Here is a 15,335-nt window from a genome sequence, read left to right as displayed (position 1 = left end):
GCGAGGATCATCATGGCCCGAAAGAAAACATTTTCCGACCGGCTGGCGGATTCGCTGCCACGCCTTGTTATGGCGCCGAGCCTTCTGGTCATTCTTGTCGGTGTCTATCTGTTCATCGCCTGGACCGGGTGGATCTCGCTTTCCTCGTCCAGAATGGTGCCGAGTTACGATTTCGTCGGGCTGGAGCAGTATTACCGGCTCTGGGCTACACCGCGCTGGCATACGGCGGTGGCCAACCTGTTCATATTCTCGGCGCTGTTCCTGCTGGTCAGTATCGGTGTCGGCCTGATCATGGCGATCCTTCTGGACCAGAACATCCGCGCCGAAGGGGCGCTGCGGGCGATCTATCTCTATCCGATGGCGCTGTCGTTCATCGTCACCGGCACTGCGTGGAAATGGATTCTGAACCCCGATCTGGGCATTCAGAAGGTGGTGAACGGGCTGGGCTGGGAAAGCTTTGTCTTCAACTGGATCACCCAGCCGAATTTCGCGATCTACACCATCGTCATCGCGGCGGTCTGGCAGTCTTCGGGATTTGCCATGGCGATCTTTCTGGCCGGGCTGCGCGGGATCGACAATTCGGTGATCAAGGCCGCCCAGATCGAGGGGGCCACCCTGCCGCGCATCTATGCGAGCATCATCGTGCCGATGCTGCGCCCGGCATTCCTGTCGGTGATCGTGCTCTTGAGCTATATCGCGATCAAGAACTTCGACCTCGTGCTGGCGATGACCAATGGCGGTCCCGGCAATGCGACCGAGGTGCCTTCGACCTTCATGTTCCAGGCCACCTTCCGCCGCAACCAGATGGGGATCGGCGCGGCCTCGGCCATCATGATGCTGATGACGGTTGCCGCGATCATCATCCCTTACCTCTATTCCGAGCTGAAGGAGAGCCGCGATGGCCATTGAACACGGCTCTGCTGCGCGCACACGCATGATCGGGCGCCTCTTCATCTATGGCAGCCTGATGGTTCTGGCGGCCGTCTACCTGATGCCCCTTTGGGTCATGGTTACCACCTCTCTGAAATCGCTGGATGAAATCTACGGCGGATCGTTCATCGGACTGCCGCAGGCGGTCACCTTCGAGGCCTGGGCAAAGGCCTGGAGCCAGGCCTGTATCGGGACGTCCTGCACCGGGCTGAAGCCTTATTTCATCAACTCGCTGATGATGGTGATCCCGGCGGTGCTGCTGTCCACGGGCATTGGCGCGCTGAACGGCTATGTCCTGACGAAATGGCGTTTCCGCGGATCGAATCTGGTCTTTGGGCTGATCCTGTTCGGATGCTTCCTGCCGTTTCAGGCGGTGCTTCTGCCGATGGCGCAGGTGCTGGGGCGACTGGGCCTGTCGGGCTCGATATCGGGGTTGGTGCTGGTTCATACCGTCTATGGCATCTGCTTTACCACGCTGTTCTTCCGCAACTATTTCGTCACCATTCCGGATGAGCTGACCAAGGCGGCCCAGATCGACGGGGCGGGCTTCTTCCGCATCTTCTTCTCGATCATGGTGCCTGCCGCACTGCCGATCATGGTCGTGTCCTGCATCTGGCAGTTTACCCAGATCTGGAATGACTTCCTGTTCGGCGTGTCCTTCACAGCCGGGGATTCCTCGCCGGTGACGGTGGCCCTGAACAACATCGTCAACGTCACCATGGGCCGCAAACAGTATAACGTCGACATGGCTGCCGCCATGATCGCCGCTCTTCCCACCCTTGTCGTCTATGTCGTCGCGGGCCGCTATTTCGTCCGTGGGCTGACTGCCGGCGCAGTGAAAGGCTGACCGATATGGCTACTCTTGAAATCGATCGCGTCCGCAAGGCCTATGGCAATATGGAGGTGCTGAAAGAGGTCAGCATCTCAATCGGCAGCGGCGACTTTCTGGTGCTGCTGGGGCCGTCGGGTTGCGGCAAATCCACGCTGCTGAACATGATCGCCGGGCTTGAGGGCATCACTTCGGGCGAAATCCGCATCGAAGGCGAAACGGTCAATGATCTGTCGCCCAAGGACCGCGATATCGCCATGGTGTTCCAGTCTTACGCGCTTTATCCCACGATGACCGTGCGCCAGAATATCGAATTCGGCATGAAGATCCGCGGCGTGCCCGCAGCCGAACGCGAAAAGGCCACCCGTGAGGCGGCAGCCCAGCTGCAGATGGAGCATTTGCTGGACCGCAAGCCGTCGCAATTGTCGGGCGGCCAGCGCCAGCGCGTCGCGATGGGCCGGGCGCTGGTGCGCCATCCCAAATTGTTCCTGTTCGATGAGCCGCTGTCGAACCTGGACGCAAAGTTGCGCGTCGACATGCGGACGGAAATCAAGCGCCTTCACCAGCGGCTGAAGACCACCATCATCTATGTGACCCATGACCAGATCGAGGCGATGACGCTGGCGACACGGGTGGCGGTGATGAAGGACGGGATCGTTCAGCACCTCGACGAGCCGCAGGCGGTCTATGACCGGCCGGCCAATGTCTATGTGGCGCGTTTCGTGGGGTCTCCGGCGATGAACATCATCCCCGGCCGGGTGCAGGACGGTCCGGCGGGCCCGGAAATCGTCATCGACCAGCCCGACGGTGGCCAGTCGCGGATCAGCGGCGTGGAGATCAGCGCGGCGGCGCGGCAGCGCTATGCCGGACAGCCTGTGCTGGTCGGTATCCGCCCGGAAGGTTTTTCCCTCGCGGCGGCGGGACAGCAGGCGGTGCAGGCTGCGATAGAGGTCGTCGAACCGACCGGCCCCGATACGCTTGCGATGTTCACATTGGGGGGCGTCGAGGTGATCGCGCGTCTTGCACCCCGGACCGTCGGCGCAGGGCAGAGCGTTCCGCTCGCGGTCGAGACCGCCAAGGTGGTTCTGTTCGATCCGAAAACCGAAATCCGTATCGACTGAGGCAAGCGCTATGACCACCGACAGCGACGTCATCATCATCGGTTCGGGGATCGGCGGCGGCACATTGGCCTCGGCGCTTGCACCCTCTGGGGCCCGCATTCTGGTGCTTGAACGCGGCGAGCATCTGCCGGACAGCCCCGATGCCCGCGATGACATCGCCATCTTCGAACGGGGCGTCTATCGCTCGACCGAGGAGTGGTATGGCTCGGACGGCAAGAAGTTCCTGCCGGGCAACTACTACTATGTCGGTGGCAATTCCAAATTTTACGGTGCGGTGATGTATCGCTACCGCGCCGAAGATTTCCGTGCCCGCCCGCATCTGCAGGGGGCATCTCCCGGATGGGACATGCCCTATGAGGTCATGGAACCCTGGTACGCCCGGGCCGAAGCCCTGTTCAAGGTTCGCGGCGCCGCCGGGCAGGACCCGACCGAACCTCCCCGGTCGGGTCCATTCCCCTATCCGCCCGTGCCGGACGAGCCGGCGCTGCAGAAGGTGCGCGCGCGGCTGGAACGTGCAGGGGTCCATCCCTCCAGCCTGCCGCTGGCCATCGACATCAACGCCTGGCTGCGCCGCGGTCAGACCGGCTGGGATGCCTTTCCGAACACCGGCGGGGCCGGCAAGATCGACGCCGAGGTCGGGCCGCTTGCACAGGCGCTGGAACATCCCAACGTCCGGCTGATGACCGGCGCACAGGTGATCCGGCTGGAAACCGACGCCGCGGGCCGGCAGGTCACCGCCGCCGTCATCCGCCGCAACGGACGCGAGGAACGGCTGACCGCGCGGCATTTCGCAGTGGCAGCGGGGGCTGTGCAAACGGCGGCGCTTTTGCTGCGGTCTGCCAATGCGGCGCATCCGACGGGTCTGGCCAATGGCTCGGACCAGGTGGGGCGCAATTTCATGAACCACAACACCAGCGCGATGATCACGCTGAACCCGTTCATCCGTAACGATTCAGTCTATCAAAAAACCTTTTGTTTCAATGATTTCTATAGTGACGATCCTGACGTCCACGCGCCTCTTGGCAATGTCCAGCTGTTGGGGCGGATCACCGGCAACATTCTGAAGGCCCAGGTTCCGGCACTGACCCGGCCTCTGGCGCGTCTGATGGCCAACCGGGCATTCGGCTGGTTCCTGACATCCGAGGACCTTCCCAATCCCAACAGCCGCGTGCTGGTGCGCGGGGATGACATCATCATGGATTGGCAGCGTTCGAACATGGATGCGCATCACCTGCTGATCAAACGCACGAAACAGGTGATGAAGAAGGCCGGGTTCCCGGTGGTGCTTGTGCGGATCTTTGGCAACAAGACCACATCGCATCAATGTGGCACCGCAAGGCTGGGCAGTAACCCAGGCGCATCGGTCGTTGATCTTGATTGCCGCAGCCATGATATCCCCAATCTCTGGATCACGGATGCCTCGGTCCTGCCGACCTCGGCCGCGGTCAACCCGGCGCTGACTGTTGCGGCACTTGCATTGAAGGCCGGAAGCAAGATGGCCGCACAAATCTGAGGCGGTTGCGCAGCCCCGATGTGCGCCCGCCGCTTGTCGGACGGCACCCCGCGCTGACTTTGCAACCGCTGCCCTGTTGAGCGTCAGGAATGCAGGCTTCCTCTCATATCGGCGGCATGGGGTTTTGCACTTCAGCCGAGGGCGGCACTGTATCGCGCCAGCTGCTGCTGGGCAATTCTGAGGCCTTTAGCGGGGGGCTGTCAGGGGCCACTTTACCGGAGCCGTCCGGAATATGCTTGCCGGAATGACCCGAAAATCGGCGCCCACATGCGGCCTGGGCGTGAAATCCGGCTGGGGACTTCTGCCCACCAGATCAGGGTGTAGAAAGGCAGGGGGGGGGGCGAGGGGTTGCTGCACCTTGTCCGATTTACAATACCAAGATTGGCGCGAACGGCTGGCAGATCGCTTCCTGACCCGGGATGATGACAGGGGGCCGGTTCTTCCCGGTGCGCGCCCGGCACAAAGGCTTTTTGGACCGAGGTATCGGAATGGAACTCAAATGGCTGGAAGATTTCCTTTCTCTGGCAGAGACTCACAACTTCTCGGCGTCGGCCAAAGAACGAAATGTGACCCAATCGGCGTTCAGCCGCCGGATCCGCTCGCTTGAGGTCTGGCTTGGGACTACGTTGCTTGACCGGTCGACCTATCCCATCCGGATGACCCCGGACGGCCGCGCGTTTCGGGAAGCGGCAGAGGAAATCGTCCGCCTGACCTACAAGAGCCGTGCCGCGCTGCGGCAGGACAATTCCGACGGGCCGACGATTGCCGTGACCGCGCTGCATTCGCTTGCCCTGACCTTCCTGCCGCGCTGGTTGTCGCAGGTTCAGACACAGCTTGGCCCCGTGTCGAGCCGTGTCCTGCCCGAGAACTATGCGCTCTGCCTTGAGGCACTGGTGGATGGCGGCTACGATTTCATGATGACCTATCATCATCCATCGGTTCCCGTGCCGCTGGATGCGCTGCGGTTTCCCTTCAAGGTGATCGGGGAAGACCGGCTGACAGCGGTTGCCGCACCGCAGGCCTTGTCAGGCTGGCAGTCCCCGTTGCCATTGCTGCAATATTCGCGTGGTTCCTTTCTTGGCCTGCTGTCCGGGCTGGCGCAAAATCAGCCCGGCGCGCCGGCGACACGGACCGCCCATATCAACGAGAACTCTCTGGCCGAGGCGCTGAAGTTCATGGCGCTTGAAGGGCATGGCCTGGCATGGTTGCCACGTCAGCTGGTGGCGGCGGAATTGTCCGAGGGGCGACTGGTCTGTGTCGCGCCGGAATTGCCGATGGAAATCCGGCTCTACCGAAACGGTGAAAGATCGCGCGCAGTCGTGGAAAAAGCCTGGCGTCACGCAAACTATTCCGTTTCGGAATAAGCGTCTCATTCTTGGCATTGGGCGCAGGGCCGGCAGGCTGGTAGGAAACCGGCGACGAAACCTGCGAGAGCAAGCACAGAGCGTTGTTTTCGCTTCAACATGTGTGAAATCCAATGCCGGGACCGACGCGCCTTGAACATGACCTCATCGGTGATCGTGAGGTGCCTGACGATGCCCTGTGGGGCATCCATACCCTGCGCGCCACCGAGAATTTCTGCATCTCTCGACGGACGATCGCCGACACGCCCGACCTGCTCGTGGCGCTTGCGACAATCAAGGAGGCTGCTGCCGAGGCCAATTCCGAACTTGGCGTGCTGGATGCGTCGCGCCGCGATGCCATCGTCGCAGCCTGCCGCGAGATACGCGCGGGCCATTGGCATGATCATTTCATCGTTGACCCGATTCAGGGCGGGGCAGGGACCTCGACCAACATGAACGCGAACGAGGTCATCGCGAACCGCGCGCTGGAGCTGATGGGGCATCCCCGCGGGGCCTATCATGTCATCCATCCCACCGATCATGTGAATGCGGGCCAATCGACCAATGACGTCTATCCGACCGCACTGAAGCTGGCAGCCAGAGCGGGCGTCCTGCGCCTTTCCGAGGCGATGGAGCGGTTGCGGCTGGCGTTCGCGGACAAGTCGGCCGAATTCGCGGACATCCTGAAAATGGGCCGCACGCAGTTGCAAGATGCGGTGCCCATGACACTGGGCCAGGAATTCGGCACCTATGCGATGATGCTGTCCGAAGACAGGATGCGTCTGGCCGAGGCCGTCGACCTTATCCGTGAGGTGAACCTTGGCGCCACGGCGATCGGAACCGGCATCAACTCGCATCCGGCCTATGCGGCTCTGGTGCGCGAGCGGCTTTCGGGCCTGATCGGCTATGATCTGATTACCGCCCCCGATCTGGTCGAGGCGACGCAGGATTGCGGCGCTTTTGTCCAGCTCTCCGGCGTCCTGAAGCGGATCGCGGTCAAGCTGTCCAAGACCTGCAACGATCTTCGCCTGCTGTCCTCGGGGCCGCGTGCGGGATTGAATGAGATCAACCTTCCCGCGCGGCAGGCCGGCAGCTCGATCATGCCGGGCAAGGTCAACCCGGTCATTCCCGAAGTCGTCAATCAGATCGCTTTCGAGGTCATCGGCCATGACATCACGATCACCATGGCCGCCGAGGCGGGGCAGCTTCAGCTGAACGCATTCGAGCCGATCATCTTTCACAGCTTGCAGCAAAGCCTTTCCCACCTTGCGGCGGGCTGCACGACACTGGAAGTGAACTGCATCCGGGGGATCACTGCAAACCGGCAGAGGCTGGCGGATATCGTGGAAAACTCGATCGGCATCGTCACGGCGCTGAACCCCTATATCGGCTATCGCAATGCCACCGAGGTCGCGATGGAGGCCTACCGCAGCGGCCGTGGGGTGAAAGAAATCGTCCTTGAGCGTGGGTTGCTGGACCGGGAAAAACTGGCCGAGGTGCTGCGCCCTGAAATGCTGACCTCACCGCACTGAGGGGGGCGGCACGCTTAGCCGGGCAGGGGCGGGGTGTTCAGCCCGGCCCTGCCACGTGCAGCCATGCGCGGCAGGGCCGGGGCTTTTTGAGGGGGCTTGGCCTATGCGCAATCTATGCGGGCTGGTCCCGCATCGTCTGCCGTATTTCGCTGATCAGCCATGTGCGGAAGCGGCGCACCGCGGGGTTCTGGCGCTTGGTGTCCGGGCTGACGAACTGGAAGGTCCAGCCGGTGGTTATCGGCGTGTCATGGAGGGCGACCAGGCTTGAATCTGCGACCTCCTGCTCGACCATGAACGGGGGCATCAGCACCGCGCCAAGCCCGCCGGCGGCCGCCCTGATCCCCATCTGATACTGCTCGAACCGATGGCCAAGCGTGGCGCCGGGGCGGGACAGGCCGACCGCCTGAAACCAGTCACGCCAGGCCGTCGGGCGATGGGTGTGCTGGATCAGGGGCAGATCCAGAAGGAGTGCAGCGGATGGCGTCCGGCCCTTGAGCAACATGGGCGGGGCATAGGGCAAGAGTGTCTCTTGCATCAGCGTTTCGGACCGCGCGCCCTCGGGCCAGGCAGAGGATCCGTAATGGATCAGGCAGTCGATATTGCCATGGGCGAAATCGACGATACCGATGCTTTCCACCACGGCCAGCGCGATCTGCGGATTGCGCCGGGTAAAATCCGACAGGCGCGGCGCCAGCCAGAGGCTGCCCATGCTGGGAAGTGTGGCGATGTGCAAAGTATTGACCGCGCTATCAAACCTAGAGAAGCGATGCGTCGCCGCGCCAAGATCTGACAGCAGGCCGCGGATTTCGATCAGATATTGCTTTCCGGCCTCGGTGGTCGTCATGCCACGCGACCGGCAAGGCGGAACTCGCGATACGCCCCAATTCCATCCACATACAGGCCCCCGCACCCGGCCTGTTGTCCGGGCGCATCCGCACCAGCTGCTATCTGGGGGACCACATCGAATATGAGATCGAGACCGAACAGGGTGTGCTTTTCGCCGTCGACACCGCGGTGGAGCGCCAGCTGAGCCATGGCTGCGACGTGGGCATCGGGCTGGCGCCGCGCGGCGTTGCCCTGATCGCGGCCTCATCCTGACCAGTGACAGATTTGCAGAAAGACCACAGATGACCCAGCTTCCCGGCGCCGACTTCATGCATCGTCTTGCCGATGCTGCAGAGCTTGAGACCATGTCGCGCTATCGCAAGCCGATCAAGGTCGACAGCAAGGACAAGCCCGGCTGGCGCTTCGATCCCGTGACAGCCGCAGACCGTGAGGCCGAGCGGGCGATGCGCGCCCTGATCGCCGCCGAATACCCGCATCATGCCATCCTTGGCGAGGAATTCGGCGCTTCGGGAGAAGGCCCGATGTGCTGGGTGCTGGACCCGGTCGATGGCACGCGGCCCTTCCTCTGCGGCATTCCTGTCTGGGGCACGATCTTTGGCATGACGGTCGAAGGCCGTTCAGAGATGGGGATGCTGGCGCAGCCCTTCACCGGCGAACGGTTCTGGGCCACGCCCGAGGGGGCATGGGGATCGCGGGGCGGGCAGCAATATCCGTTGCGCGTGCGCGAGGTGGACACTCTGGCGGATGCCATCCTCCACACGACATCGCCCGAGCCGTTCACGGGCGATCTGGCTGCCAGCTTCGGGCGGCTGACAGAGGCTGTCCGCATGACCCGCTATGGCGGTGAATGCTATGCTTTTGCCATGCTTGCGGCCGGACATATCGACCTTTGTGTCGAAATCGGCCTGCAGCCCTATGATATCGTGCCGATCATTCCCATCGTCGAAAGGGCAGGGGGGATTGTGACCCGGTTCGATGGCAGCCGGGCCGAGGGGGGCGGGAATGTCCTTGTATCGGCTACGCCCCGCCTTCATGAGGCGGCCCTCCGCATCTTGAAAGCATAGGGCTGACTCCTTACCCTTCGCGTCAGCCCGGTCCGCCCAGGGCCAATGAGCCACGGATGGACGATGCCCGCCAAGACCAAGAAGGAACTGCGACAGGAGCGCCTGCTTCAGATCATTGAATCCGGAGGATTTTCCACTGTCGAGGCCTTGGTGGCGCAACTGGATGTCACCAACCAGACCGTCCGCCGCGACACGGCGGAACTGCTGGAGCAGGGGCGGGTGCGGCGCTATCATGGCGGGGTGGCACCTGGCGTCCGGACCGACGATTTCGCCTATCGTCAGCGCCGGGGCTACAACCGTCAGGCCAAGGAGCGGATTGCCCAGGCTGTCGCTGCGGCCATCCCCGACAATGCCTCGGTCTTTCTTGAAGTGGGCGGCACGACAGAAGCGATCGCCCATGCCCTGTGCCGCCACAATGGTCTGCACATCGTGACCCATTCGCTGCGCACCGCCGCCATCCTGAGGAGCGCACAGATTTCCGCATCGCCTTGCCTGCGGGTTATGTCCGCAACGGCGATGGGGCAATTTTCGGCGATGACGTTGCCGCATTCGTCTCGGGCTTCCGTTATGATGTCGCCGTGCTTTCGCCAAGCGGCATCACAAGCGACGGCATGATGACCGTCGAGACCCTGGCCGAGGCGCGGATCCTGCAGGCGGCCATTCGTCAGGCGGCCCACCGGATTCTGGCGGCAGACGCCACCAAGTTTGGTCTTGCTGCGCCAGTATCGGTGGACAGCCTGTCCGGGATGCAGGCGCTGATCACGGATCAGATGCCCGAACCGCATCTGGCCAGCCTTCTGCGCCGTTCCGGCGTCGAGGTAACGGTCGGCGCGTGAGGTGACCCTGTGTCGCTGACCCCGGTTTCCCTGCCGCAGCGCGCTGCATGTGCCGATGCGCTGTTCCGGTGTTTCACGAACCGGACCGCACTTGCCCCACCCTCATGAACCTATCCACGGGACGCCCGCGCCGACGGCCTTGACCGCTGTTTCGGGTGCAAGGCATCGGGCGATCAAGGCCATTTGCGGGCCCTTCGTTTCACCCACGGTGCTGCATGGAATTCGCGGCCGTGAACTGCTCCACCGTTTGGGTCACACGTTCGAACTGGTCAAGCTGGCGGGCGTAGAGATGCCCGCCAAGCCGCCCGACCGCGTCGATGCCGATCTGGTCGACGTAGAGCGTTTCCGGATCGACCAACCCTTCGCGCACGAACATCCGCTTGACCTCGCCCAGTACGATCACCCGGGCGGGGGTGACGGGGACGGTCTGCACCAGATGGCATTCGAACGCAGCGGGAGCGGCCAGGATGCGGGGGCTGCGCACCGTCACGCCCGGTACGGTGCGCAGCCCTGCAACCTGCAATTCGTCCACATCCGGGGGGAACTTGATTGAGCAGATTTCCATCTGATCGACCAGCGCATGGTCCGAGATGTGGACGGTGAATTCCCCGGTGGAAAGGATATTGGCCGCCGTGTCCTTTGGCGTGCCGTCGGGCTTGTATTCGATGCCGACCGCCATGATCGCGGGATCATGGGTCAGGATGTTGAAGAAGCTGAACGATCCCGCGTTCGGCGTGCCATCCTGCGACAGGGTGGTGATCAGTGCGATCGGGCGCGGGATCACGGTGCCGATCAGCAGCTTGTAACGCTCCTTGGGCGTCAGCGCCGCGAAGTCGAGGGCGAGGGAATTCATGCGGCGATCCGATGCGTCTCAAGGGGAGTATGGCGCGAGAGATTCTCGAACCCGTCTCTGGTCACGACATACATGTCGCCGATGTTGCAGCCCGCCGACATCGGTTCCAGCCATTGGGCATGCAGGACGAAGACCATCCCCTCCTCCAGCCGGTCGTAATTGTGGGAGGAGATGTTGAAGGCGTTCTGCCCGCCCGCCATGCCGACCGAATGGCCAAGGTTGGGGTTATGCGGGCCATGGGTCGCGGGGTAGACATGCATCAGGCGGCGGCCCTGCGCCTCATAATCCGCGTCGGGGACATATTGGCGCAGGATCTCGCGCGGGGTGCCGTCCTCTGCGGTGGACCAGTTGTAAGGCATGGTCCGCGCCTCGGCATCCTTCAGCAGGCCGGCCTTGATATAGCTGTCGAAGGCAGCGTTGTTCAGGTCACGGATCAGGGTGCCGGGGCGGATCAGCGCCTCGGCCGCCTTCACACCGCGGGTGCAGGCGTCCAGCACCAGCTCCTGCCGGGCGGTCAGGGTGCCGTGGCCGCAACCCCTGCTCCTGAACCGTACCGCCTGCATTGCGGGTCTTGGGGCCATTTCGCGCGAACTGGCAATCCGCCTACTGCCGTTCGGCATGCGTCTGACCGGCGTTTCCGATGGTCGGGCGGCGGCCCCCGGATTTGACCGCATCTATCCGAGGCGTGACATCGCAGTTGCAGCAAGCGAAGCGGATTTCCTGATCGTGCTGACGCCCTATTCCGCCAGGACCCATCACCTTGTGGATGATACGGTTCTGCGGGCGATGCGGCCCGATGCGGTTCTGCTGAACCTGTCGCGCGGGGGCTGCATCGACGAGGCGGCGCTTCTGCGCCACCTGACTGAGGGGCATCTGAGGGCCGCCGCGCTTGATGTCTTTGCGCAGGAACCCTTGCCGGCCGACAGCCCGGTCTGGTCCGCGCCCCGGCTGATTGTCACGCCGCATGTCGGCGGTCGCAGCGATATCTACCACCATCAGGTGCTGCCCGGAATCAGGGCGAATCTGACTGCATGGCTTCAGGACCCCGATGGTCTCCTGCCCGATCTCGTCATGCGCCCGTCCTAGGGGCGTAGCCCCTGCAAGGCGCTATAATTTCGAATTACTAATCTTTTTCGAAAATAATTGCATCTGTCGATCTCTCGCGCTATGACGATGGTGACAATGGATACTGGACGTGCGGGAGGAAGACGATGGCGCACCTGGTTCATGCTCTTGGGCATGTGAAAATAAATACGAATAATATCAATGATATGATCCGGGATTCGACCGACATCCTCGGCCTGCGCGTCACCCGGCAGAAAGAGGGTGAGGTCTGGCTGAGCTCAAACGGACGGGCCGCCGAGCTGGTGCTGGTCGAGGCTGACGAAAACTCCACCCATACCATCGGGCTGGAGGCTCTGACGCCCGAGGCTGTCCGCGCTGCCGCCTCGCGTGTGGCAGAGGCGGGCTGCACAATTCTGTCCGAAGAGCCCAGCCTTGATGGCGTCGTGGCCAGCGTCACCTTCGCAACCCCCGAAGGTTTGCGGTTCGAGGTGCACACCCCGATTCAGGATGACATGTACCGCCCGCGTTACGCGACCAATGGGGTCGGGCCGCGCCGGCTGGATCACGCCAATATCCTGTCGCCCGATCCCGAAGCCACGCGCATGCAGCTGACCCGGATCTGCGGCATGCGGTTGTCAGAGCGTATGGTGAACGACGCCTTGTCGTGGATGTATGGCGGCAACCGCCAGCACCACATTCTGGGCGTGGTGAAAAGCCATGCCCCGGGGCTGCACCATTATTCCTTCGAATTCCCTGAATTCAACATGTACTGCCGTCTGGGTGACATTCTGGACCGTTACGACCGCCAGTTGATGTGGGGGCCGGGGCGGCATCGGCCGGGTGACAACACCTATGCCTATTACCTCGACAGTGCGGGCTGCATCGTCGAATGTTCGGGCCCGATGATGGTCGTGGCCGATGACGCCGATTTTGAACCGCGGATCATCACCAATCTGGCCCGCCCCGGCAATGTGCGCGACATGAATGTCTGGGGGACGCCTGCACCGCTTGAATGGCGGGAACATTTCTTTCCGTTCCAGGCGCTTTGACCGATGCAGGGAAATCTCGTCAACGGTCGCTGGGTCGAGACCGGGGGCCAAGAGAATATCAACCCCTCGGACACCGATGATGTGATTGGCATCTATGCCACCGGCGATGCGGCGCTGGTTGGCGAAGCCATCGCGGCCGCACGCGCCGCCCTGCCGGGCTGGGCCGCTTCGGGGCCGCTGGTGCGTCATGCGGTGTTGTCGGCAACTGCGCGCGAGCTGTCTGCAAGACGCGCGGAGCTTGGCCATCTGCTGGCGCGCGAGGAGGGCAAGACCCTGGCCGAGGCCATCGGCGAGGTCAACCGTGCTGCGCAGGTCTTCGAATTCTTCGCGGGAGAGGTGTTGCGGCTTTCGGGGGAAACGGGCGTCTCTGTCCGCCCCGGAACAGAGGTGATGGTGACGCGAGAGCCGGCGGGCGTGGTCGGCCTGATCACCCCTTGGAACTTTCCCATCGCAATTCCGGCCTGGAAAATCGCGCCCGCTCTGGCCTGGGGCAATACGGTCGTGTTCAAGCCCGCCTCGCTGGTGCCGGGTTCGGCATGGGCCTTGGTCGACATTCTGCACCGGGCGGGCGCACCGGCCGGTGTGATCAATCTGGTGGTGGGCGGTGGTTCGACCGTCGGGCAGGCTTTGATCGAGGGCGAGATCGACGCCATTTCCTTCACCGGTTCCACCGGGATCGGGGCGCGGATCGCGGCCGCCTCTGCGGCGCGACTGCGGCGCTTCCAGCTGGAGATGGGCGGAAAGAACCCGCTTGTGGTGCTGGACGATGCGGATCTGGACCGGGCCGTCGCCTGCGCGCTGGACGGGGCCCATTTCGCCACCGGACAGCGCTGCACCGCCTCATCGCGGTTGGTGGTCACCGAAGGGATCCATGACCGCTTTGTCGATGCCATCAAAGAGCGGATCGCAGGCCTTCGCGTGGGTCACGCGCTGGATCCGGAAACCCAGATCGGCCCCGTGGTCGATCAGGATCAGCTGAACGGCAATCTTGGCTATGTCGAGACGGGGCTGGCCGAGGGCGCCAGACTTGAGACCGGCGGCATGCGTCTTGATCGTCAGACGCCGGGATATTTCCAGCAACCGGCCCTGTTTACAGAAGTCACCAACGACATGCGCATCGCGCGGGAAGAGATATTCGGCCCGGTCGCCGCCGTGATCCGCGTGAGGGATTACGACGAAGCCCTTGCGGTGGCGAATGACACAGCTTTCGGCCTGACCTCGGGCATCGTGACCCAAAGCCTGAAGCATGCCAGCCATTTCCGCCGCGCCTCGTCCGCCGGGATGGTGACCGTGAACCTGCCCACCGCGGGGGTCGATTTCCACGCCCCCTTCGGCGGGCGCAAGGGATCAAGCTTCGGTCCCCGCGAACAGGGCAGCTATGCCCGCGAGTTCTATTCGGTCGTCAAGACCGCCTATGTCCACGCCGGCTGATCGGTCCGGCGGCCCAGGGAGCACAAGATGCAGGAAAAAGTCACTTTTGAATCCGATGGCCTGAAGATCTCGGCCGTGATCCATGTCCCTGAAGGATATGATGGCACCCCTTTGCCAGCCTTTATCGTCTGCCACGGTTTTGTGGGCACCAAGGACGAAAGCCATGCCCAGCTGCAGGCCGAGATGATGGAGGCGTTCGGCTATGTCGCGCTTCGCTTCGACTTTCGTGGCTGCGGCGAGAGTGAGGGCGCGCGGGCGCAGGTGCGCTGCATGGATCAGGTGGCCGATGCCAAGAACGCGCTGACCTGGCTGGCCAAGCGGCCCGAGGTGGACCCCCTGCGCATCGGCATCACCGGCCACAGCTTTGGCGCTGCGGTATCCGTCTATACCGCCGGGATCGACGAGCGGGTCGCCTGCTGCATCTCTTCCTGCGGCTGGGGCAATGGTGAGCGGAAGTTCCGCGGCCAGCATCCTACGCCCGAGCAATGGGAGCGTTTCACCGGCCTGCTGGACGCCGGCCGCCGGCACAAGCGCGAGACGGGCGAAAGTATGTGGATTTCGCGTTTTGACGCGGTGCCGATCCCCGAGGCTTTGCGCAAGAACCTGTCGCCGAAAGCGATCATGGAAATTCCGGTCGAAACCGCTTGGTCGATGATGGATTTCCGGGCCGATGATGTGGTGGCGAATATCGCGCCGCGGCCCCTGCTGCTGTTCCATACTGCGCATGACATCATCACCCCCACCATCGAATCCGTGCGGATGTTCGAGAAGGCCGGACAGCCGACCGAGCTGCTTCTGGTCGACACCACCGCGCATTTCCCGCTGGCCCCGGCCGATGCGCCGCGGACCAAGGCGGTCATGAAGGGTTGGCTCGACAAGTTCTTTCCCACCCCGCTTGCGGCCTGACCCTTCGAACCGCCGAA

At 63.0% G+C, this 15,335-nt stretch carries 15 protein-coding genes and 1 pseudogene; 13 read left to right on the top strand and 3 right to left on the bottom strand.

The window, feature by feature from the left end; genetic code table 11:
• Positions 1-12: 12 nt before the first annotated feature.
• From ACO2Q5_RS03760 to ACO2Q5_RS03735, 6 genes are all read left to right on the top strand, one after another.
• The gene (locus ACO2Q5_RS03760) at positions 13-909 is read left to right on the top strand and encodes a carbohydrate ABC transporter permease (RefSeq protein WP_423288265.1); all 897 of its coding nucleotides are present in this window, start codon (positions 13-15) and stop codon (positions 907-909) included.
• On the top strand, positions 899-1,777 hold the full coding sequence (locus ACO2Q5_RS03755) for a carbohydrate ABC transporter permease (protein WP_423288264.1): 879 nt from the start codon (positions 899-901) through the stop codon (positions 1,775-1,777). The genes ACO2Q5_RS03760 and ACO2Q5_RS03755 overlap by 11 nt, the downstream gene beginning before the upstream one ends.
• Before the next feature lie 5 nt (positions 1,778-1,782).
• Positions 1,783-2,880 (top strand): ABC transporter ATP-binding protein, encoded by a 1,098-nt coding sequence (locus ACO2Q5_RS03750; RefSeq protein WP_423288263.1) that lies wholly within the window; start codon positions 1,783-1,785, stop codon positions 2,878-2,880.
• A 10-nt stretch (positions 2,881-2,890) separates the two neighbouring features.
• Positions 2,891-4,393, top strand: a complete 1,503-nt coding sequence (locus ACO2Q5_RS03745) for a GMC oxidoreductase (RefSeq protein ID WP_423288262.1) — start codon at positions 2,891-2,893, stop codon at positions 4,391-4,393.
• Positions 4,394-4,839: 446 nt separating this feature from the next.
• On the top strand, positions 4,840-5,757 hold the full coding sequence (locus ACO2Q5_RS03740; protein WP_423288261.1) for a LysR family transcriptional regulator: 918 nt from the start codon (positions 4,840-4,842) through the stop codon (positions 5,755-5,757).
• Between the two features lie 113 nt (positions 5,758-5,870).
• Entirely contained in the window at positions 5,871-7,268 is a 1,398-nt protein-coding gene (locus ACO2Q5_RS03735; RefSeq protein WP_423288260.1) for an aspartate ammonia-lyase, read from the top strand.
• A 112-nt stretch (positions 7,269-7,380) separates the two neighbouring features.
• Here ACO2Q5_RS03735 and ACO2Q5_RS03730 read toward each other — a convergent pair whose 3' ends face one another.
• Complete coding sequence (locus tag ACO2Q5_RS03730; RefSeq protein ID WP_423288259.1) at positions 7,381-8,112, bottom strand: LysR substrate-binding domain-containing protein; 732 nt, start codon at positions 8,110-8,112, stop codon at positions 7,381-7,383.
• Between ACO2Q5_RS03730 and ACO2Q5_RS03725 the strand changes: the two genes are divergently transcribed.
• The 3 genes and pseudogenes from ACO2Q5_RS03725 (at position 8,055) to ACO2Q5_RS03715 (ending at position 10,014) form a co-directional block, all read left to right on the top strand.
• Positions 8,055-8,366, top strand: a complete 312-nt coding sequence (locus ACO2Q5_RS03725; RefSeq protein WP_423288458.1) for a TOBE domain-containing protein — start codon at positions 8,055-8,057, stop codon at positions 8,364-8,366. The two genes, ACO2Q5_RS03730 and ACO2Q5_RS03725, sit on opposite strands and share 58 nt — an antisense overlap.
• 29 nt (positions 8,367-8,395) lie before the next feature.
• Positions 8,396-9,178 carry an inositol monophosphatase family protein gene (locus ACO2Q5_RS03720; protein ID WP_423288258.1) on the top strand — a complete coding sequence of 261 codons (783 nt, stop codon included), beginning with the start codon at positions 8,396-8,398 and terminating at the stop codon, positions 9,176-9,178.
• Between the two features lie 45 nt (positions 9,179-9,223).
• Positions 9,224-10,014 (top strand): annotated as a pseudogene (locus ACO2Q5_RS03715) (DeoR/GlpR family DNA-binding transcription regulator).
• Positions 10,015-10,213: 199 nt separating this feature from the next.
• Here ACO2Q5_RS03715 and ACO2Q5_RS03710 read toward each other — a convergent pair.
• Together ACO2Q5_RS03710 and ACO2Q5_RS03705 are read right to left on the bottom strand one after the other, a co-directional pair.
• A complete protein-coding gene (locus ACO2Q5_RS03710) occupies positions 10,214-10,867 on the bottom strand; it encodes a flavin reductase family protein (protein WP_423288257.1) in 654 nt (217 codons plus the stop codon).
• On the bottom strand, positions 10,864-11,364 hold the full coding sequence (locus ACO2Q5_RS03705; RefSeq protein ID WP_423288256.1) for a M24 family metallopeptidase: 501 nt from the start codon (positions 11,362-11,364) through the stop codon (positions 10,864-10,866). Before ACO2Q5_RS03705 ends, ACO2Q5_RS03710 begins: the two co-directional genes overlap by 4 nt.
• A gap of 22 nt (positions 11,365-11,386) precedes the next feature.
• Between ACO2Q5_RS03705 and ACO2Q5_RS03700 the strand changes: the two genes are divergently transcribed.
• The 4 genes from ACO2Q5_RS03700 to ACO2Q5_RS03685 all read left to right on the top strand — a co-directional run bounded on the left by ACO2Q5_RS03700 (position 11,387) and on the right by ACO2Q5_RS03685 (position 15,318).
• A complete protein-coding gene (locus ACO2Q5_RS03700) occupies positions 11,387-11,953 on the top strand; it encodes an NAD(P)-dependent oxidoreductase (protein WP_423288255.1) in 567 nt (188 codons plus the stop codon).
• Positions 11,954-12,078: 125 nt separating this feature from the next.
• A complete protein-coding gene (locus tag ACO2Q5_RS03695; RefSeq protein WP_423288254.1) occupies positions 12,079-12,981 on the top strand; it encodes a VOC family protein in 903 nt (300 codons plus the stop codon).
• 3 nt (positions 12,982-12,984) lie between these two features.
• The gene (locus ACO2Q5_RS03690; RefSeq protein WP_423288253.1) at positions 12,985-14,412 is read left to right on the top strand and encodes an aldehyde dehydrogenase family protein; all 1,428 of its coding nucleotides are present in this window, start codon (positions 12,985-12,987) and stop codon (positions 14,410-14,412) included.
• A 27-nt stretch (positions 14,413-14,439) separates the two neighbouring features.
• On the top strand, positions 14,440-15,318 hold the full coding sequence (locus tag ACO2Q5_RS03685) for an alpha/beta hydrolase (protein ID WP_423288252.1): 879 nt from the start codon (positions 14,440-14,442) through the stop codon (positions 15,316-15,318).
• Positions 15,319-15,335: the final 17 nt, after the last annotated feature.

It is taken from the genome of Neotabrizicola sp. VNH66 (genome assembly GCF_049445895.1).
In the GTDB taxonomy this organism is placed as follows: Bacteria; Pseudomonadota; Alphaproteobacteria; order Rhodobacterales; family Rhodobacteraceae; genus Pseudogemmobacter.
The sequence above is the reverse complement of the archived record's forward strand: the minus strand, read 5'-3'. Positions and strand labels throughout refer to the sequence as shown.

Coding starts and splice junctions, on each gene's coding strand:
- ACO2Q5_RS03720 (WP_423288258.1), top strand. CDS start 8,396: ATGACCCAGCTTCCCGGCGCCGACTTCATGCATCGTCTTGCCGATGCT.
- ACO2Q5_RS03745 (WP_423288262.1), top strand. CDS start 2,891: ATGACCACCGACAGCGACGTCATCATCATCGGTTCGGGGATCGGCGGC.
- ACO2Q5_RS03685 (WP_423288252.1), top strand. CDS start 14,440: ATGCAGGAAAAAGTCACTTTTGAATCCGATGGCCTGAAGATCTCGGCC.
- ACO2Q5_RS03755 (WP_423288264.1), top strand. CDS start 899: ATGGCCATTGAACACGGCTCTGCTGCGCGCACACGCATGATCGGGCGC.
- ACO2Q5_RS03750 (WP_423288263.1), top strand. CDS start 1,783: ATGGCTACTCTTGAAATCGATCGCGTCCGCAAGGCCTATGGCAATATG.
- ACO2Q5_RS03735 (WP_423288260.1), top strand. CDS start 5,871: ATGCCGGGACCGACGCGCCTTGAACATGACCTCATCGGTGATCGTGAG.
- ACO2Q5_RS03695 (WP_423288254.1), top strand. CDS start 12,079: ATGGCGCACCTGGTTCATGCTCTTGGGCATGTGAAAATAAATACGAAT.
- ACO2Q5_RS03760 (WP_423288265.1), top strand. CDS start 13: ATGGCCCGAAAGAAAACATTTTCCGACCGGCTGGCGGATTCGCTGCCA.
- ACO2Q5_RS03710 (WP_423288257.1), bottom strand. CDS start 10,867: ATGAATTCCCTCGCCCTCGACTTCGCGGCGCTGACGCCCAAGGAGCGT.
- ACO2Q5_RS03690 (WP_423288253.1), top strand. CDS start 12,985: ATGCAGGGAAATCTCGTCAACGGTCGCTGGGTCGAGACCGGGGGCCAA.
- ACO2Q5_RS03730 (WP_423288259.1), bottom strand. CDS start 8,112: ATGACGACCACCGAGGCCGGAAAGCAATATCTGATCGAAATCCGCGGC.